The 19,173-nt window shown below is 63.0% G+C and carries 19 protein-coding genes; 9 read left to right on the forward strand and 10 right to left on the reverse strand.

Annotated features, from left to right (window positions below):
- Positions 1 to 79 precede the first annotated feature (79 nt).
- A complete protein-coding gene (locus tag V6M90_RS05870) occupies positions 80 to 448 on the forward strand; it encodes a hypothetical protein (protein WP_003177020.1) in 369 nt (122 codons plus the stop codon).
- Here the strand turns inward: V6M90_RS05870 and V6M90_RS05875 are convergent.
- Entirely contained in the window at positions 445 to 1,647 is a 1,203-nt protein-coding gene (locus V6M90_RS05875) for an N-acetylmuramoyl-L-alanine amidase (protein ID WP_003177021.1), read from the reverse strand. The genes V6M90_RS05870 and V6M90_RS05875 overlap by 4 nt on opposite strands.
- Positions 1,648 to 1,776: 129 nt before the next feature.
- Here V6M90_RS05875 and folE2 point away from each other — a divergent pair, with 129 nt between their 5' ends.
- The 6 genes from folE2 to V6M90_RS05905 are packed head-to-tail and all read left to right on the forward strand — an operon-like array spanning position 1,777 to position 6,986.
- Positions 1,777 to 2,667, forward strand: coding sequence for a GTP cyclohydrolase FolE2 (gene folE2, locus V6M90_RS05880; protein WP_078735298.1), 891 nt, complete (start codon positions 1,777 to 1,779; stop codon positions 2,665 to 2,667).
- Positions 2,664 to 3,332, forward strand: coding sequence for a metal ABC transporter ATP-binding protein (locus V6M90_RS05885; RefSeq protein ID WP_141062823.1), 669 nt, complete (start codon positions 2,664 to 2,666; stop codon positions 3,330 to 3,332). The genes folE2 and V6M90_RS05885 overlap by 4 nt, the downstream gene beginning before the upstream one ends.
- On the forward strand, positions 3,332 to 4,198 hold the full coding sequence (locus V6M90_RS05890; protein ID WP_003177024.1) for a metal ABC transporter permease: 867 nt from the start codon (positions 3,332 to 3,334) through the stop codon (positions 4,196 to 4,198). Before V6M90_RS05885 ends, V6M90_RS05890 begins: the two co-directional genes overlap by 1 nt.
- A gap of 11 nt (positions 4,199 to 4,209) precedes the next feature.
- Positions 4,210 to 5,088, forward strand: coding sequence for a metal ABC transporter substrate-binding protein (locus V6M90_RS05895; protein ID WP_332846197.1), 879 nt, complete (start codon positions 4,210 to 4,212; stop codon positions 5,086 to 5,088).
- Positions 5,085 to 5,645, forward strand: coding sequence for a gamma carbonic anhydrase family protein (locus tag V6M90_RS05900; protein WP_003177026.1), 561 nt, complete (start codon positions 5,085 to 5,087; stop codon positions 5,643 to 5,645). The genes V6M90_RS05895 and V6M90_RS05900 overlap by 4 nt, the downstream gene beginning before the upstream one ends.
- A 3-nt stretch (positions 5,646 to 5,648) precedes the next feature.
- A complete protein-coding gene (locus V6M90_RS05905) occupies positions 5,649 to 6,986 on the forward strand; it encodes a dihydroorotase (RefSeq protein WP_078826641.1) in 1,338 nt (445 codons plus the stop codon).
- On the opposite strand, the gene V6M90_RS05910 is transcribed toward V6M90_RS05905, so the two are convergent.
- Positions 6,983 to 7,504, reverse strand: coding sequence for a DUF3617 domain-containing protein (locus V6M90_RS05910; RefSeq protein WP_078826642.1), 522 nt, complete (start codon positions 7,502 to 7,504; stop codon positions 6,983 to 6,985). The genes V6M90_RS05905 and V6M90_RS05910 overlap by 4 nt on opposite strands.
- Before the next feature lie 131 nt (positions 7,505 to 7,635).
- Here V6M90_RS05910 and cls point away from each other — a divergent pair, with 131 nt between their 5' ends.
- A complete protein-coding gene (cls, locus tag V6M90_RS05915) occupies positions 7,636 to 9,075 on the forward strand; it encodes a cardiolipin synthase (protein WP_305428124.1) in 1,440 nt (479 codons plus the stop codon).
- A gap of 69 nt (positions 9,076 to 9,144) precedes the next feature.
- On the opposite strand, the gene cfaB is transcribed toward cls, so the two are convergent.
- The 8 genes from cfaB to hflK (V6M90_RS05955) form a co-directional block, all read right to left on the reverse strand.
- Positions 9,145 to 10,329, reverse strand: a complete 1,185-nt coding sequence (gene cfaB, locus V6M90_RS05920; RefSeq protein ID WP_078826644.1) for a C17 cyclopropane fatty acid synthase CfaB — start codon at positions 10,327 to 10,329, stop codon at positions 9,145 to 9,147.
- Positions 10,330 to 10,416: 87 nt separating this feature from the next.
- A complete protein-coding gene (locus V6M90_RS05925) occupies positions 10,417 to 11,205 on the reverse strand; it encodes a DNA-binding domain-containing protein (RefSeq protein ID WP_332846198.1) in 789 nt (262 codons plus the stop codon).
- Positions 11,196 to 12,041 carry an MNIO family bufferin maturase gene (gene bufB, locus V6M90_RS05930; RefSeq protein ID WP_003177032.1) on the reverse strand — a complete coding sequence of 282 codons (846 nt, stop codon included), beginning with the start codon at positions 12,039 to 12,041 and terminating at the stop codon, positions 11,196 to 11,198. Before bufB ends, V6M90_RS05925 begins: the two co-directional genes overlap by 10 nt.
- A gap of 66 nt (positions 12,042 to 12,107) precedes the next feature.
- Positions 12,108 to 12,359 (reverse strand): BufA2 family periplasmic bufferin-type metallophore, encoded by a 252-nt coding sequence (gene bufA2 / locus V6M90_RS05935; RefSeq protein ID WP_003177033.1) that lies wholly within the window; start codon positions 12,357 to 12,359, stop codon positions 12,108 to 12,110.
- A 117-nt stretch (positions 12,360 to 12,476) separates the two neighbouring features.
- On the reverse strand, positions 12,477 to 14,363 hold the full coding sequence (locus V6M90_RS05940) for a cation-translocating P-type ATPase (RefSeq protein WP_332846199.1): 1,887 nt from the start codon (positions 14,361 to 14,363) through the stop codon (positions 12,477 to 12,479).
- Positions 14,360 to 15,394, reverse strand: coding sequence for a protease modulator HflK (gene hflK, locus V6M90_RS05945; RefSeq protein ID WP_332846200.1), 1,035 nt, complete (start codon positions 15,392 to 15,394; stop codon positions 14,360 to 14,362). Before hflK (V6M90_RS05945) ends, V6M90_RS05940 begins: the two co-directional genes overlap by 4 nt.
- Positions 15,391 to 16,380 (reverse strand): protease modulator HflC, encoded by a 990-nt coding sequence (hflC, locus tag V6M90_RS05950; RefSeq protein WP_181408562.1) that lies wholly within the window; start codon positions 16,378 to 16,380, stop codon positions 15,391 to 15,393. The genes hflK (V6M90_RS05945) and hflC overlap by 4 nt, the downstream gene beginning before the upstream one ends.
- A gap of 9 nt (positions 16,381 to 16,389) precedes the next feature.
- Complete coding sequence (hflK, locus tag V6M90_RS05955) at positions 16,390 to 18,315, reverse strand: protease modulator HflK (RefSeq protein ID WP_332846201.1); 1,926 nt, start codon at positions 18,313 to 18,315, stop codon at positions 16,390 to 16,392.
- Between the two features lie 225 nt (positions 18,316 to 18,540).
- Between hflK (V6M90_RS05955) and V6M90_RS05960 the strand changes: the two genes are divergently transcribed.
- Complete coding sequence (locus tag V6M90_RS05960) at positions 18,541 to 19,164, forward strand: CDP-alcohol phosphatidyltransferase family protein (RefSeq protein ID WP_003177038.1); 624 nt, start codon at positions 18,541 to 18,543, stop codon at positions 19,162 to 19,164.
- Positions 19,165 to 19,173 lie beyond the last annotated feature (9 nt).

Genomic DNA, 19,173 nt, shown 5'->3' on the forward strand with positions numbered 1-19,173 from the left:
CAACACAAATAAGCCAATCCCCTTGTTCCTTACGACGAAGGGCGCAATGCTTGAACCCTTCCCCGCCCCGAGGAACCTTATGAAATACCTGGTGTGCGCCCTCTTAATCACAGCGGCGGGACCTGTCTGCGCCCAAGCACCAAGCCTGCTGGCCAACTGCACGCGCAGCGCCAATCTGTTGGCCTGTAAGGATCCGCTGGGCAATGCCTACAGCGTGGCGACCGCAGGCAACACCACGTACTTGCGCGGTTTCGAGGTCGTCGGCAAACGCTACTGGGCACAAACCAATAGCCGCTATGGGCAGCTGACGTTCTTTACCGGGTTGGCTTCGGACGGTGAGGCGTGGGTCGGCTATACGCGGCGCGTGGGCTGGACCACCATCAACCGGTTTTCCAGCTCAGGCGGTGCCAGCGCCAAGTTCACCTGCAGCCGTATCACCGGCTGTTAAGCCTGGACGCCCTTCTGCTCCTGGACCCAGGCCATGTAGCTGTTCATCGGCGGGTTCTTCTGGAAGTAGTTTTTCAACCCTTCGAACAGGCCATCCGCCACCGCTTGTTGATGGCGTGCCGTTACCAGGCGCTGGGCATCGCGGGCATTGGAGATAAAGCCGGTCTCCACCAGGATCGACGGTACATCCGGTGACTTGAGCACGGCGAACCCGGCCTGCTCCACACGCTTTTGATGCAGGCTGGTGATGCCTTGCAGGCTACCCAGCACCGAGCTGCCCAGTTGCAGGCTGGAGGCGATGGTGGCGTTCATCGACATGTCCAGAATCACCCCGGCCAGCATCGGGTCCTTATCTTTGAGGTTGAGCAGCGTGGTAGCGCCGAGCAGGTCAGCGCCGTTTTCGCGCTGGGCCATAAAGCGTGCCGTGGCCGACGTGGCGCCGCCCTCGGACAACGCATACACCGAGGCGCCCGAGGCCGTGAGCCGTGGCGCCGCGTCGGCATGCACCGAGATGAACATATCGGCCTTGTGCTGGCGGGCGATGTCCACACGCTTGCGCAGCGGCACGAAGAAGTCGTCGTTGCGCACCAGCTTCACGTCAAACCCCTTCTCGCGCTTCAAGCGTTTGGCCAGCAACTGGGCGATCGACAACACCACGTCTTTTTCGCGCTGGCCCTTGGAGCCGATCGCGCCCGGGTCTTTGCCGCCGTGGCCGGGGTCGACCACCACGATGATGTCGCGCTTGGGATGGGCCTTGTCCACCAATGGACTGGGCTCATGCGCAATCTGACGAGGCGCCTGGGTAGCGCTGGTGAGATCGAGCACCAGGCGATGCCCCTGCCCGTCCTGGGGCGGCAGTACAAAACTGTTGAGCTGCATCGGCGCGGCCAGGTCGAGCACGATACGCGTGTCGTTCGAACCAAAATGCCCCGAGCGAATCGAGGTGATGCCGCTGTTCTTCAACTCCAGCTGAGAAAAGTCACCGCTGAGCCCCGCGCCGCTCAGATCAATGATCAGGCGTTCCGGCGCAGTCAGGGAAAAGGTCTTGTATTGCACCGGGCCACTCAGATCGAAGACCAGCCGCAGCTTGTCGTCCGAGCGCCATAGGCGCGCGTTGCGAATCTGCGTGGCATTCGCCGCGAACGGCAAGGTGAAGAGCGGGCTGACCAGGAGCAGGTTAAGGAGCTGACGTCTGTGCATGACAAATACCGCAAATAAAAGGAGCGTCCGTACTCGACATGACTGAAAAAAGACCGGTGCAGAAAATTCATCGTCGGCTCTATTGTTATACTATAACATGTCTAATTATTTCCAACGATGGACCTGCTTATGAATGCGCTGACTCTGCCGGATATCGCCGCGCAGGCTTCACGCCAAGCCTTGCCACTCGATTGGGTGGGCATGTGCGGTATCGCCCTACCGATCCTGATCGACGGTCAGCGTCTGACCGCCACCGCCGATGCCGGCGTCAGCCTGGACGATGGCACCGCCCGTGGCATTCATATGTCACGTCTGTACCTGGCGCTGGAGATGTTCGACGAGCAACCTCTCACGCCCGCACTTCTGCGCAATGTACTGCAGCGTTTTCTTGAGAGTCATGAAGATTTATCTAAGAACGCCTACCTGCGTCTTCATACGAATTTACTGCTCAAGCGCCCAGCGCTGGTCAGCCCTTTGGCCGGTTGGAAGCGCTATCCGATCAGCATCGAAGCGCGTCTGGAAAACCAGATGTTCCACGTGGAACAAAAAATTGACGTGACTTATTCATCCACTTGCCCCTGCTCCGCCGCCCTTGCCAGGCAGTTGATTCAGCAGCAATTTCTCGACGATTTCGCCAACACGCCGTTGCACCATGAAGATGTACTGACCTGGCTCGGCAGCGCCAACGGTATCGTCGCCACGCCCCACAGCCAGCGCAGCAGCGCGCAACTGCATGTGCACCTGCAAGGCGATCATCTGGCACTGACTGAACTGATCGACGCCGCCGAAGCTGCACTCGGCACCGCCGTGCAAACCGCTGTAAAGCGCGCGGACGAACAAGCTTTCGCCCTGGCCAATGGGCAGAACCTGATGTTCTGCGAAGACGCCGCCCGCCGCCTGAACCTCGCCTTGAAGCGCTCGGATGCCGTCAAAGCCTTCCACCTGAAAGTGATCCACGCCGAAAGCCTGCACGCGCACGATGCCGTGGCTGAAAGCCGCTGGACGAGAAACCCTGCATGATCACCTGCACCGCTTTGCGCTGGGGCGCCCCCGGCCAACCGCTTACGCCCGCTGTGGACTTCACTCTGGAAAGAGGCAGCCTCACCGGGGTGATAGGCCCCAACGGCTGCGGCAAAAGCAGCCTGCTCAAAGTCATCGCCGGACTGCAAAAACCGCTGGCGGGGAAAGTCAGCGTGGAGGTTCCACGCCGCGGTGGCCTGGCGTTCTTGCCGCAGCAGCAGCACCTCGACCGTCAATTCCCCATCAATCTGCAAGAACTGGTGGCCGCTGGTTTCTGGGGCACCCAACTCGCCCCACAGCAACGCAGCCAACGCCTGCACGCAGTACTGGAAGACTGGTGCCTCAGCGGTCTGGAGCAAAGGCCCTTGATGGCCTTGTCCGGCGGGCAACTGCAACGCGCCCTGCTCGCCCGCATGAGCCTGGCCGATTCGCCGGTGTTGCTGCTCGACGAGCCCCACGCCGCCCTCGATGAAGACGGCCAGGCGCTGTGCTGGAGACATATCCATGCCTGGCACGCCGAAGGCCGCACAGTGGTCGTGGTTTGCCACGATTTGGCTTCAGTCCGCCAGCATACCCAGCAGGTCGTGCAGATCAAAAGCAGCGGCTGCCTCGTCGGCCCCAGCAAAGAGCTGATCCGCCCACAGCCCCAGATGCAGGTGGCCTGATGCACTTCGCTGCCCACCTGTGGATGCCCTTTGCTGATTTCGTATTCATGCGCCGCGCCCTGCTCGGCGGGCTGGTGCTGGCGTGCAGCACCGCACCGCTGGGCGTATTCCTGATCCTGCGCCGCATGAGCCTGATCGGCGACGCGGTGGCCCACGGTATCCTGCCCGGCGCGGCCCTGGGCTTCTGGTTCGCCGGCCTCAGCCTGCCCGCGCTGACCATCGGCGGCCTCGGCGCCGGCCTGGGCATGGCCGGTTTGTCGGCCTGGATCACCCGCCGCACCGGTCTGCGTGAAGACGCCAGCCTCGCCGCCATCTATCCCATCTCCCTCGCCGCCGGCGTGCTGATCCTCGGCATCGCCGGCAAACGCCTGGACCTCCTGCACCTGCTGTTCGGCTCGGCCCTGGCGGTGGACGAAACCACCCTCACCGGCATGCTCTGGGTCTCCGGGTTCAGCCTGATCGCCATGGGGCTGATCTACAAACCGTTGCTGCTGGACACCCTCGACCCGCTGTTCCTGCAAACCGTCAGCCGCCTGGGCCCGCTGGCCCACGGGCTGTTTCTGACCCTGGTGGTGCTGAACCTGGTGATCGGTTTCCAGGCCATCGGCGCCTTGATGGTGGTGGGTTTGATGATGTTGCCGGCCATCGCTTCACGTTTCTGGAGCCGGCGCCTGCCGGTACTGATCGCGGTATCGGCGGTGCTGGGATGCCTGTCGGTGTGGCTTGGTCTGTTGCTGTCGTTTTACTACTCGTTGCCCAGCGGCCCGGCGATTGTGCTGGTGGCGGGTGCCGGGTATTTGCTGTCCGTGGTCTTCGGTCCGGTGCACGGTTTGCTGCGCCGCCCGCCTTTGCTGTCATCCCAATGAGGTGTTTCCCGATGCGCGCTCTACTCGTGCTGTTCAGTCTGCTGCTGCCGCTGTCGATGGCCCAGGCCGCCGACAAACTCCAAGTGGTCACCAGCTTCAGTATTCTCGATGACATCACCCATCAGATTGGTGGCGATCACATCCAGATCAGCAACATGGTCGGCCCCGACGCCGACGCCCATACCTACGAGCCGACGCCGGACGACGCCAAGGCGCTGCTCAGGGCCAAGCTGATCATCAAGAACGGCCTGGGCTTTGAACCCTGGCTGGACCGCCTGGTGACCAGCACCGAAACCAAGGCCACGGTGGTCACCGCCAGTAAAGGCGTGGTCTCCCACACCATGGACGAAGACGGTGAAACCATTCCCGATCCGCACGCCTGGCATAACCTGGCCAACGCCGAAATTTATGTGAACAACATCACCAAGGCACTGATCGCCGCCGACCCGGCCAACACCGCCGACTACCAGCGCAACAGCCAAACCTACCTGAAAGAAATCTACCGCCTGCTGGCCGAAGCCAAGACCAAGTTCGGCGCGCTGCCGCCGGGCAATCGCCGCATCGTCACCTCCCATGATGCCTTCGGCTACCTGGGCCAGGCCTATGGCATTCAGTTCCTGGCGCCGCAGGGCTTGTCCACCGAGCGTGAACCGTCGGCCGCCGAAGTGGCGGCGCTGATCACCCAGATCCGCAAGGACAAGGTCAAGGCGGTTTTCATGGAGAACATCAAGGATTCACGCCTGCTCAAACAGATCGCCGATGAAAGCGGCGCGCAGATCGGCGGCACGCTGTACTCCGATGCCCTCGCCGCAGAAGGCCCGGCCAGCACCTTTACCGGTCTGTTCGAATACAACCTCAACACCCTGTGCGCTGCGTTGGGCAAGCCATGATCCGCAAGAACCCTTCCGGCGATCTGCCGGTGATTGCCGAATCGGCCTACGTCGACAAGACCGCCATCATCTGCGGCAAAGTGATCATCGGCGAGAACGTGTTCGTCGGCCCTTACGCCGTGATCCGCGCCGATGAAGTCGACGCCAGTGGCGCCATGGACCCGATCACCATCGGGGCCAACTCCAATATCCAGGACGGGGTGGTCATCCACTCCAAGTCCGGCGCGGCAGTGACCATCGGCGAATTCACCTCGATCGCCCACCGCTCTATTGTCCATGGGCCGTGCAGCGTCGGTGACCGCGTATTTATCGGCTTCAACAGCGTGCTGTTCAACTGCGTCGTGGGTGACGGTTGCGTGGTACGCCACAACTCGGTGGTCGATGGCCGGGATTTGCCGGATGCGTTCTATGTGCCGTCCACCACCCGTATCGGGCCCAACACTGACCTGTCGCAGTTCCCGCCGGTGAGCGTCAGCGCCTCGGAGTTTTCCGAAGACGTGGCGCGCACCAACGTTGACCTGGTGCGCGGTTACAAAGCCTTGCAAAACGAGTTCTGAACCATGAGCCGCCTGCTGATCCGCAACGCTCGCCTGGTGAATGAAGGCCGGATATTCGACGCCGACGTACTGGTCGCCAACGGCCGCATCGAGAAAATCGCCGGCAGCATCGAGGGTTGTAACGCCCCCCTTGCCATTGATGCCGCCGGCCAATGGCTGCTGCCCGGGATGATCGATGACCAGGTGCATTTTCGTGACCCTGGCGCGCCGGACAAGGGCAGCGTTTACAGTGAATCCCGGGCGGCCGTGGCCGGTGGCATCACCAGCTTCATGGACATGCCCAACACCCAACCGGCGACGCTTGACCTGCAAGCCCTGGCCGACAAAAAGCGCCGTGCGGCGCTGCATTCGGTGGCCAACTACGGCTTTCACTTCGGTGTAAGCAATGACAACCTCGACACGGTTGCCGCCCTCGATCCGCGTGAGGTAGCCGGGGTCAAGGTGTTCATGGGTGCTTCCACCGGCAACATGCTGGTGGACGATCCGCGAATCCTTGAGCGGCTGTTCGCAGAAGTGCCGACCCTTTTGCTGGCCCACTGCGAACACACACCCAGTATCCAGGCCAACGAGCGGCGCCTGCGCGAACGTTTCGGCAATCACATTCCCGCCGTCGCGCACCCGCTGATCCGCGATGCCGAGGCGTGCTATCGCTCCTCGTCCCACGCGGTGGAATTGGCGACGCGTCACGGCACCCGCCTGCATGTGTTGCACCTGACCAGCGCCCGCGAGCTGGCGCTGTTTGAAGACAAGCCCCTGGCGCAAAAACGCATCACCGCCGAAGTCTGCCTGCACCACCTGCTGTTCGATGACCGCGACTATGCACGGCTGGGCCACCAGATCAAATGCAACCCGGCGATCAAGACACGCGCCGACCGCGACGCGCTGCGCCTGGCTTTATTGAGTGATCGTCTGGATGTGATTGGCACAGACCATGCGCCACATACCTGGGCGCAAAAGCAGTTGGAGTATCGCGAAGCACCGTCGGGGCTGCCACTGGTGCAACATGCGCTGCCGGCGTTATTGGAGTTGGTGGCGGACAGCGTTCTACCGCTGACCACACTGGTCGCTAAAACCAGTCACCGGGTTGCCGACCTGTTCGGCATCCCCGACCGTGGCTACCTGCGCGAAGGCTACTGGGCCGACCTCGTGCTGATCAAACCCGAACCAGAAGGCAAGCCGGTCCGCGAAGAACCGATCCTGGCCCGCTGCGGCTGGACCCCGTTCGCCGAACGCCGTTTTCGCCACAGCGTCAGCACTACCTTGGTGTCCGGCCACCTGGCGTGGCACAGCGGCCAGGTGGTCAACAGTTGTCAGGGCTTACCGTTGCTTTTTGAACGTTAGGCGCGAGGCTTGACCGTCCCGCAATTGTTGCCAAGCCACTGGGCGTGGGTATCCAGGCTGCCCTTTTGCTGAATACCGGTGGCATTGAAGGTGCCGTTGACGGTGGTGGTGAATTCCTTCTGGCTTTGGAAAGTGGCGACGCCGGTGCCCTGGGCTTTCGGGCAACTGAAGCGAAATTTCCACTGGTTGCCGGTCTTGTCGGTCACTTCTTGCTTGCAGCCCGATTGCGGGTCGGTCAGGGGGATCGAGTCGGAGGCAACCTGGGCGGGGGTGAGGCACACCTGCACGCCTTTGCCGGCCATGGTGATGCCCTGTTTCTCCAGCATGGCGCGCTGTTCGGGGGTCATCTGTTGCTTGAGCTGACCGAGGATCAGGGACAAGTCCGGCAGGTCCTGGTTATCGACCTTCATATTGCTGGTGGTCAATTCCCACAAGCCCGGCGCCAGCATCTGCGCCTGTGCTGCCACCGGCAGCGACAAACCAACAACCATGGCTAAACCAAGCAGACGAGCATTCATCGGGTAACTCCTGGGTAATTGTGGGCGTTAGACGCTGCAAACGTGCCAGTGTTGCATGGCAAATAAAATAGCGACATTCAAGGCCGAACATGGTCTGTTAGGGCACTGGATTGTCTGGAGTAACGTCGTCCATGGATTTCTTTGGCCCGCACCTGCTCGCCTACGTCATCGCCACGCTGCACTTTCTCGGGACCCTTGCCGCGATCCATGCGGTGCTGACCGTCAGGACCGCCCAAGGCTCGATCGCCTGGGCCTTGTCACTGATGTTCATGCCCTACCTCACGCTGATCCCCTACCTGATTTTCGGCCGCAGTACGTTCGACGCGTATATCCAGGCGCGCCGCCAGGCCAACCAGGAAATGCACACCGCCATCACCGCGCTGAACTGGCGCCCCTGGGTCGAGGAAGCCCTGGCCGCACGCAACTCCAGCGCCTACGCCTCGCTGCGCGCCATGCCCAAACTGGGGCGCATGCCGTGCCTGGCGAACAATGAAGTGCGCCTGCTGGTGAATGGCGACGCCACTTTCAGCGCGATCTTCGACGCGATTCGCGCTGCAAAAACGGCGGTGCTGTTCCAGTTTTTCATCATTCATGACGACGAGCTCGGCCGCCAGTTGCACGTCCTGCTCAAGGCAAAAGCCGCCGAAGGTGTCGCGATTCACGTGCTGTACGACCGCATCGGCAGCCATGCCCTGCCCCATCGGTATGTGCAATCGCTGCGCGACGCGGGCGTCAAGGTCAAGGCCTTCGCCACCCGCAGCGGCTGGCTCAACCGCTTCCAGGTCAACTTCCGCAACCACCGCAAGATCGTAGTCGTGGATGGCATCACCGGGTTTGTCGGCGGGCATAACGTGGGCGATGAATACCTGGGCAAAAAACCGCCGCTGGCGCCGTGGCGCGATACGCATGTGCAAGTCACCGGGCCGGTGGTGGCGTGCCTGCAAGAGTCGTTTGCCGAAGACTGGTTCTGGGCCGCACGGGAACTGCCGCCGATGATATTGCCCGACGCCTACCCCGAAGACGGGGTGCTCTGCCAATTACTCGCCAGCGGCCCGGCGGACCCGTATGAAACCTGCTCGCTGTTTTTTGTCGAGGCCATCCACGCCGCGACCGAGCGCGTCTGGATCACCAGCCCGTATTTCGTCCCCGATGAGGCGGTGTTTGCCGCCCTGCGCCTGGCGGTGCTGCGCGGCGTCGATGTGCGCCTGCTGCTGCCGTCGCGGCCCGACCACCGCATCGTGTACGCGGCCTCCAGCCTTTATGCGATCGAAGCCGTGCGCGCCGGGGTGCGGGTGTTCCGCTACACGCCAGGGTTTCTACATCAGAAAGTCGTGCTGGTCGACAGCGAAATCAGCGCCATCGGCAGCGCGAATATGGACAACCGTTCGTTCCGGCTTAACTTCGAGGTGATGCTGCTGACCGTCGACGAAGCCTTCGCCAAGGAGGTCGAGCACATGCTGCTGGGTGACTTCGCCCAGGCCCATGAAGTCAGCCAGGAAGAAAGCCGCGAGACGCGGCGGTTGCAGCAACTGGGCATGCGGGTGGCGCGCTTGATCTCACCGATTCTCTAACAAACAATGCGGTAGAAAATGTGGGAGGGGCTTGCTCCCTCCCACATTTAAATCTCCACCGGTCTTCAGTTACCGGTAGATATCTTCCCGTGTCCACGGCAGTTCATGGCTGCCATCGGCATGCGGTTTCACCGCCAGGATCTGATGCAAGTTGATCCAACCCCGCGCAAACGCATAGGCGCAGCCGGCCAAATACAGGCGCCAGATACGCAGCGCCTGCTCCGGCACCATCTTCGCCGCCGCTTCCAGGTTGTCTTCCAGGCGTTCGCTCCAATGGTCCAGGGTGCGCGCGTAATGCAGGCGCAGGCTTTCGACGTCGACCACTTCCAGCCCCACTTCGCTGATTTCGGCGGTCATCATCGCCAGGTGCGGCAGTTCGCCATTGGGAAACACATAGCGCTCGATAAACTCGCCAGCGCCACGCCCCACCGGGCGGCCATCGGTATGCTTGGCGGTAATGCCATGGTTCATCACCAGGCCGCCTTCGCGCACCGCGCCAAATAACGTCTGGCAGTACTGCGCCAGGTTGGCGTGGCCGACGTGCTCGAACATGCCCACGCTCACCACTTTGTCGAAGCGGCCGTCCTGGGGCAGGTCGCGGTAGTCGAGCAGTTGCAGCTCGACCTGGTCTTCCAGGCCTTCGGCTTTCACCCGCTCCCGGGCCAGTGCCAACTGTTCTTTGCTCAGGGTAATGCCAAATACTTTTACCCCGAATTCCCGTGCCGCGTAACGCGCCAGCCCACCCCAACCACAGCCGACGTCGAGCAAATAATCCCCCGGCTGCAAGCGCAACTTGCGGCACAGGTGGCGAAATTTGTCTTGTTGCGCCTGGTCGATGGATTCGCTGCCGGTTTCGAAATAACCGCAGGAGTACGCCATGTCCTGGTCCAGCCACAGCTGGTAGAACTCGTTGGACAGGTCGTAGTGATAGGAAATCGCCGCTGCGTCAGTGGCCTTGTCGTGGATCGAGCGAACCGGACGACTGTCTTCGTCGTCCTCGACCAGGGCGTGACTCAACTCGTCACACACCCGGATCACCTCGCTGATGGAGCCTTCCAGCTCCAGTTTGCCCTCGACGAAGGCCTCGCCCAGTGTGTCGAGCGTCGGATGGGTCAGTTGCGTGACGACCGTGGGGTCCTTCACCACGATGGTGACACTGGGCTCGGGGCCCAAGTTGAATTCATGGCCATCCCAGAGTCGAAGACGCAGCGGCAGCTGAAGATTCTGTAAGGCCGGTGGAAGTTGCGCGAGCATGAGTAGTCCCCCCTTGTTTCAGACGTCTGCTGAGAGGGTAGACCATCCCCAGAAAAAGTAGGAGGCTATCGATTTAATAGCCTTCTTCTATGGAGCTCGGCGTTGGAGTAACCCCTCCTGGAGCCATTGTTTGAGCCACGTAACAGCCTGCAACGGCGCCCCCTCAGAATAAGTGACTGCCAGTTGCTCGCACAGTTCTGCGAAGGTCCAACCGGTCGTCACCATGCCTGCCAGGGCGCACGATTCGGCGGGCTCCAGGCTACGGTAATTGCATACGTTCTGATGGCGCCAGACCAAGCAGATCTGCACGCAATCCAAGGCATGGCTGTCGGGAAAATCCGACTCACCCTTACTCGCTCGCCAGATCGCCAGTGTGTTGAAACGGCATAGCAGCGTCTGCACCGAAGGCGTCAGCTCGACCTGCAAACCCGGCCAGGCTTGCGGCGGCAGCACCGCCATATCCTCCAGGTTCAGCGGCGCGCCCTGTGGCGCATCGAACGCCAGCGTAAAGGCCCGCTCCAACCGCGCCAGCTCCGCCAACGGCGCGCTTTGCTCGGCCACAAAATGTTCGAGGATGAACGTCGGCAACCGCTCACCCAGCCAGCGCAGGCTGTAATGGGTCGACGGATAGCGACGCACATAAGCCTCGGCCAGCGCGGCAAACTCGTCATCTCCCAGCCAATAGAAAATGGCGCTGAAGTCATGGCGCAGTACCTCCTGCAACCGCGCCCTGTAGGCGTTGTGGTAGATCGCCAGGCCCGTGTCCACATCCAGCGTCGGCCCACCGAGCAAAGTGGCGGCGAAGCCACTGTCGGCCTCAGGCGTTTGCGCTAATAAATGCTGCTCAAAGGCCAACTGCCAATCGATCAGGCGCATAACGCCCTCCTGGCCAAGGCGCCGGCGCCCAGTGCGCGGGCCTTGCTCAATTCGCTGAGCAGCTCTTCGAAGGGCGGGAAATGGTCGTCGCGTTCCAGCAGCGTCGAGACCGGCCCCAGATGCTCCAGCGTTTGTTGATACAGGGCCCACACCGGATCGCACACCGGATGGTCATGGGTATCGACCACGTAGTCGCCATAGTCCATGTGCCCCGCCAGGTGCAATTGGCGAATGCTGTGGGGCGGCAAATTGCGGATGAACGTCCAGGCGTCGAACCCATGATTGCGCGAGCTGACATACACGTTGTTCACGTCCAGCAACAACTGGCACCCGGACAGGTGAGACAGCGCGTTGAGAAATTCCCACTCGGTGAATTCATTCGTCTTGGCGCGCACATAACTGGAGACGTTTTCCAGCACCAGCGGGCGCTGCAACACATCCTGCACCTGGCGAACGCGGCCAGCCACGTGGTAGAGGCTTTCTTCGGTGTACGGCAGCGGCAGCAGGTCATGCAACTGGTGCGCGCTGCCACGGCTCCAGCACAGGTGGTCGGAAACCCACGCCGGCTGGATACGCTCGGCGAGCTGTTTGATTTGCTTCAGATAACTCATATCGAGGGCGTGAGGCCCGCCGATGGACAGGGACACCCCGTGCATCACCAGCGGGTAGCGCTCGGCAATGGCGTCCAGGAAGTACAGGGCCTTACCGCCCTGCACCAGATAATTCTCGGAGATCACTTCGAACCAATCCACAGGCGGCGATTGTTCAAGGATCTGCTGGTAGTACTCATTGCGTAAGCCCAGGCCGTAACCCAGACTTGGAAGGCAAGCGGACATGACTCGCTCCTGAGAAACGTGTCCGCAGCGGTGGGGGGCTCCGCTGCGGTTGCACGCGTTGGCCGGTTATTCGCCGACTTTGCCGCCCGCCTTGGCGCACTCAGCCTTGGTCATGGCCTTGAAGCCGTGGCCCTTGCAGACGGCCTGGCCTTTGCAGGCGTTTTCAGCGGTCTTGCAATCGTTCATGCCTTTGCACGACGTCACGCCGTAGCAATGCACTTGCGCGTCTGCTGCTTGTACTTGGGTGGCAACACCGGCAAACATCGTAGCGGCGGCCATCGCGAGAGCAGCACCAGCAGCAGCGGATTTAATCTTCATTGTTGTATTCCTCATGATCGGTAGGGGTGTCGGTCTGAACGGATTGTTCAGTCTCGACACACCACTAGAGTGAGGCCCCCATCCGGCGTTACAGCCCTGTGCAAATATTTCTGGAATTTATTCGTCGAGCTTCAACAGAGGCTCTTGGAAGCGCAGCAAACGCCCGGCATTCCCCAGCACCAACAACGTACTAAGGTTGTGCAGCACCGCCGCAATCATCGCACCGGCCGCGCCCAACCAGCCGAATGCGGCAAACACCACGATCGCCAACGTCCACCCCAAACCGATGATCACATTGACCTGCAACGTATGCCGGCACTGGCGGCTCAAGCGCACGCAGGTGCCCAGTCGGCGCAGGTCGCTGCCAATCAACACCACATCCGCCGACGCCAGGGCGATATCCGCACCGCCCGCGCCCATCGCCACCCCCACCACTCCGGCCTTGAGCGCCAGGGAATCGTTGATGCCGTCGCCCACCACCATTGGCCGGAAACCGCTGGCGATTTCCCCCAGCACGCGGTTGAGCTTGTCCTCGGGCAACGCCTGGGCTTCGACATCACTGATGCCGACGTCCAGCGCCAGGCTGTCGGCCACGCTTTGACGGTCGCCCGTCAGCAGCAATTGGCGGCCAAGGCCCAGGTCGCGCAGCTCCTGCAGGGCCTGGCGCGCTTCCGGCTTGACGCTGTCGGCCAGCAACAGCCAGGCAAGGAGTTGCCCGTTCAACGCCAGCCCGGCAATCGGGCCGTCATGGGTTGGGACCGTGGTGGTGACGATGCCCAACTGTTCGAACAACTCCGGCCGCCCCAGCGCCGCTTCGCCCCGCTCGGTCTGCGCCACCACGCCGAGGCCCTGGCGTTCGCGAATATCGGTCAATGCCAGCAGGGATTCCTGAGCCGCCAGCCCGGCCAACGCACGGCTGACCGGGTGGCTGCTGGCCGAACCCAGGCTGGCCGCCAGGTTGAGCAGCGCCTGGCGATCGGTGAACGAGGTTTCGATGGACTGCAAACGCAGGGTGCCAAAGGTCAGGGTGCCGGTCTTGTCGACCACCAGCGAGGTCAAATCAGCCAGTTCTTCAAGGAACGCCGAGCTGCGAATCAGGATCCCGTGGCGCGCCGCCACGGCAATCCCGGCAATCGCCGTGGCCGGTGCCGACAACACCAACGCACACGGGCACGCCGCCACCAGCACGGCGAGCATCGCCTGGGCGTCGTTAGTCACAAACCAGGTCACCGCCGCCAGCAGCAATACCAACACCATATAGCTGCCCGCATAACGTTCCAGCAGCCGAGTGATCGGCGGCTTGGAACGTTCGGCGTTCTGCATCAGCGCAATGACTTTGCCCAGGGTCGACTCATTGCCGGTGCGCGTCACTTGCAAACGCAGCAGCCCGTCGAGGTTGATCGCACCGCCAAACACCTGCACACCCACGCTGGCTTCCAACGGCACCGACTCGCCGGTGATCGGCGCCGTGTCCAGGCTCGCCTGGCCGGACAGCACCATGCCATCGGCCGGCACGCGGTCACCGGCGCGCACTTCGACGATATCGCCGGTGTTCAGCGTGCCGTTGTCCACTTCGACGATGCTGCCGTCGGCCTGCACCAAGCGTGCGTGGCTGCGGGTCAGTTTGCCCAGGGCATGGATCGCCTCCTGGGAGCCGATCACGCTGCGCTCTTCCAGCACATGGCCGAAGATCATGATGATCGGCAGCAACGCAGCGGTCAGCAGATCGCCCGTGGCCCAGGCACCGAGCATGGCCAGGGCGATCAGTTGGTCGGTGATGCCATGCAGGCTGGGGAACCGCAGGCTGAACCAGGCCGAGCGCATCACCGGCACGGCCACCAGCAAGGACGCCACGCCCAGCAGCAGCTGGCTGACACCCGTCTGGTCCGGCGCCAGCCAGCGCCACGCCAGGCCCAGTAGGAGCAGGCCCAGCGCCAACATTGCCAGGGTCAATTGCCGGGCGGCGCTGCGCTGCTCGGCGGAGGTCAGCATGGGTGCGCTCATTGTTCGGCTCCCTGGATGATCAAGCGGGAGTCGTCTTTAGGGTCGACCGTGGTCACAGAACCGGCCTGCCCGAGAATCTTCGGCAGGCGCTCGCGGTACAGCCGCAACAGCAAGCCAGGGTCTTTGACCTGGGCAAGGCTGGCGACAGTGGCGGTTTGCGCCTGGGCATTGGCCAGGCGCTCGCTGGCCTGGGCATGGGCAACCTGCACCAGGCGGTCGGCGGCCTGAGTCGCGGTCTGGGTGAGTTTTTCCGCGTCGGTACGCGCGTTGGCCACCGCTTTGTCAGCCTGCTGGCTGGCGGTGAGCACCGCATTGAACGCATTCACCGCCGGGCTCGGCAGACTCGATTGCACGTCCACGCGGGTGACTTCGATGCCCAGGCCCAAGCCGCTGGCGGTGAGTTGCGCCACGCGTTTATTGATGCCTTGCACCAGGTCACCACGCAGACGCTCACGGCGCTCGGCGGCGCCGTTGTCAGTGCCGATCAACTCGGGGCGCGCCACCAGGATCGTGTCCAGGTCGCGCGCCGCCGTCAGGGCCACGGCGCTGCGCGTCACCAAGCGGTCCAGGGCCGGCAATACGTGGTCGCCCTGCAAGACAAAGGCATACGGCTGCGTGACCTTGTAGAACACCCGTACATCCAGTTGCACCACCCCGGCATCGCCGGTCAGCAGGTAACCGGAGCCGGCCAGGGCATCGCTCAACGGCGTCGCAAAACTGGCCACGCGGTCGGCCTGGATGGCGGCATCGGAACGCAGCAGGTTCTCCACCCGCCGCTCGATCACACGATCGGCCGCCGGCAACAGCACCACCTGCTCGAACGGTTGCGGCCAGGCCAACAAAAGCCCGGCGTTCTGGATACGGTCCAGGGCGCCAAAGTGCAGCACCACGGCACGGTTCTGCGGGTCGATCTGGCGCACATTGGAAAACGCCCAGGCCAACGCCGCCAATACCGTCACCGCGTAGAGCGCCATGAATGTCAGGCGTCCGGCCTGGATCCACGGGCTGTCCGGGCTGTCACGCTCGGTCATGGCTGAACGTCCTTGGGCCCATCCACCAGCGCGCGAAATGGCGCGGCGTCGGTGCGCAGGATAATTCTGGTGCCCGGCGTGACCACCGTGCCCAAGGTATCCAACGAACGCAGCAGGTTATACAACTGCGGATTGCCGGCGTAGGCCCGCCCGTAGATCTGCGCCGCCTCGACCCGCGATTGCGCTTCGATATCGGCGGCTTTCACCGTGGCGTCGGCCTGCACGATGCGCGCATCGCGCTCGGCGGCGGAGCGGATCTGCGCCGCTTCGCGCTTGCCCACGGCGGTGCGTTCGGTGGCGATGGTCTCGCGCTCGGCCCGCATGCGGTCGACGGTGGCGGTGAGCGTCACCGACGGCAACGTCAGGCGTTCGATGCCGACCTGCGCCACGCGCACGCCATAGGTGGTGAGCAGTTGTTGATCGATCTGCTGGCGCAACTGCGCCTCGAAATCGGCAATGCGCACCTCGCTGGCGTCGGTATTGATCAGGCTGGACAGGTCGAAGCTGGCCGCCGTGGTTTCCAGCGCCGAGCCGACAAACGTGCGAATCTGCCGCGCCGCTTCATCCGGCTGGTTCTGCACAGCCCGCATAAAGCGCTGAACATTGTCGGCATCGCCTTGTACCTGCCACGCCACGTAGGCCTGCACGATGATGCGCAGGCCATCGCGGGTGCCCACGTCCTGCAAACCGCTGGAGGTGGTGCGCAGGCGCAGGTCCACCGGGATCGCCGCTTCGAACGGCGCCGGCCAGCGCCAACCCAGGCCCGGCTCCAGCAGCACCCGTGAGGGGTTGCCGAACCGTGTGATTACCGTGGCTTCGCCGGAACGCACCTGCACCAGGCTGGCCGCCGCAACCGCAAACAGCACCAGCAATACCGCCCAGGCCATTCGCCGCCACGGAAAGGGGCCGGCAGCCTGTTCGTCGCCATGATGATGATGGCCGTGATGATGGTGATGACCGTGATCGTGAGAATGAGCGCTCAACAGACAGACTCCTTATTGAACGGCTTTACGCGGCACCGAGGGGTCGGCCGGCAAGGTAAAAGAACGCAGATCGATCGTCGGTGCGCCGTTGGCGCCCAGGCGGTGATCCAGAATCAGCAGCTTGGCGTGGGCCAGGCCTTGGCTCAGTTGGCCAAGGTATTGCTCCAGCACGAAGGCCTGGCCCGCGCTGGCGTAGGCTTTTTGTTCGGCGGCAAAGCGCAGGTTCGCCGCCTGGGCGCCGGCATTCACTTCGCGCGCGGTGGCCACGGCCTGGTCGCGGGCGGTGCTGGCTTGCAGCAACGCCTGGTTGGTTTGCTCACTGGCGGCGCCGCGTTCGCGGGCGATCAGCGCCTGGGCGCCGATTTGCGCGGCTTGCACGCCGTGGTAGGCATTGGCGGCACCGGCGGGTGGGTGGATGGCCTCCACCACAGTGGCGAGGATTTCCACGCCGCTGTCGAGTTTTTGCAGGTCGGCCTGCACGGCGCGGCCGATCTCGTCGGCCAGGAGGGTGCGCTGCTCACCGAGCAATTCGTCGAGGGTGCGCGAGGCGAAATCGTGGACCAGGATGCGGCTGGCGGTGCTGCGAATCAGGCTCGGCACATTCGCGCTGTGATAGGTCGCGGCCAGCGCGGCCTGGTCGGTCAGGCCGATGCGGTAGACGAAACGCACGTCCATATTGACGATCTGGAAGCCCTGCTTGTCGCCGCTGCTGCTGGCGATCACCTGGGATTTGTCATTCACATGGCTGGCGTCCCACAAGCGGTTGGCGATGGCGGGCGGAGGGCCTTCGGCGGCGGCCAGCTCAGGCGCGGCGGCTTCGCTGACGCTGGTGGCCAGCTCATGCACCACGCCGTTTTCCACCGGGATGACGCGACCCAGCGGCCATGGCAAGCCGGCATGCAGGCCGGGGCCGAACACCTGCACCGGTTTGCCGAAGCGCTCATAAATCCCACGGCCTTGCAGAGGCACTTCATGCACGCCGGTCAGCGCCCATCCCACGGCCAGCACCACCAGCAGTACCGGCAGAAAGGCGCGGCGCATGTAGGTAAAGGCCCAGATCTGACGCAGGTCGATGCCGAAGCGGTTATGCAATTCGTGCTGCAACGCCAGCAGCGGCTGAGGCGGCCAGCGCAGCAACCCGGCGATAAAACTCTGCGCCATCAGGCGCGGTTCGAGGCGCGGTTGGCGCGGGCTGAACAGCGACAACGCGGCCCTGAGCAGAAACTCCACCGCCACCAGCGCGGGTAGCAGGCCGATCAGCACGGCCAGGCGCAACGGCCACACCGATTCGGCACCGGCAAACAACAGGCAAACCGCACTGACCAGCAGGCAAATGATCGCCACACGGCTTAACTGTGCCAGTTGCGAAGCTTCCGGCCATTGCGCGGCGGTTTCCTGGGCCAGGCGCCGTTCAAACACCAGCAAACCAAATGCGAGTGCCAACGCCAGCGCCGCGCCGATGCTGGCGGACTGGCCGACCACCGCGGCCGGCAGCGCCAGGTTCCAGAATTCGATAATGCTGACCAGCGCCAGCAGCGACCAACCCGCGAGCCACAACACCGGCGTGCCGATCTGCGCCAGCAAGCCGCTGCCCAGGCGCCCGACGAGGCGCGCATAAGCGCTGGTGTCTTCAGCCGGCTGGGGGATCAACTCAACGGTCGGCTCTTCCAAGGCCTGGGCGCGCCAGTCCGCCACCCACCAGGCCGATTGCAACCCGGCCACCAACACCAGCAAGGCCGACGCACAGTTGATCAGCATCACCGGCCAGATCGACAACGATGCGAACAGCGCGACAAACAGCGCCAACACCCAACCACCGACGGCCAGCACCGTGAGGCTGATACCGGCCTGGCGCAACCGACGAGCATGGAACAGCCCCTGCTGAAAACGCGGCAGGCCTTCCACCGAAGCGCCGTCCGCTTCTAGATCCACTTGCATCGACTCAACGCCCGCTCATACACAGTTCGTTACGATATAACACGCGGCGTGAAATTTTTGTTTGTGAATACGTCACAAGCGCCCTCCCACATTTGTCCCCGTGCGCGTTCGAAATCGTGATTAACCCCCCATAAACACGAGCCATCACTGGTGCATGCTGCGTTTAATCGGCACACTCCCAACCAGCTTTTCGCGGGCCCACGGACAAGGAAGCGTCACCCCCCCATGATTTCGATCTATCAGCTCAAACCGCGTTTTCAAAATCTGCTGCGGCCTCTCGTGCAGCGCCTCTACGACAACGGCACCACCGCCAACCAGATCACCGTGCTGGCCGGGGTGGTTTCGCTGCTGGTGGGCCTGCTCATCGCCAGCTTCGCCCAGCATTTATGGCTGTTTGCGCTGATCCCGCTGTGGATGATCCTGCGCATGGCCCTCAACGCCATCGACGGCATGCTCGCCCGGGAATTCGGCCAGCAGTCGCGCCTGGGCGCCTACCTCAATGAACTGTGCGACGTGATCGCCGACAGTGCACTGATCCTGCCGTTTGCGTTGATCCCCGGCGTAAGCCTGGCGCCGGTACTGCTGGTGGCACTGCTCGCGGTATTCAGCGAGTACGCCGGCGTGCTCGGCCCCATGGTCGGCGCTTCGCGACGCTACGACGGGCCGATGGGCAAGAGTGACCGCGCGTTTGTACTCGGCGTGCTGGCCACCGGCGTAGCGCTGGGCTGGCTCGGTGCCGGTTGGGTCGACACGGTGATGTGGCTGGTCGCCGCCCTGCTCGCTTACACCCTGGTCAACCGGGTGCGTCAGGGCCTCAAAGAAGAACACTCCATTTCCCCTTCTGCATAAGGATTTTGC

This window comes from Pseudomonas lactucae (assembly GCF_036688725.1).
Classification (GTDB): domain Bacteria; phylum Pseudomonadota; class Gammaproteobacteria; order Pseudomonadales; family Pseudomonadaceae; genus Aquipseudomonas; species Aquipseudomonas lactucae.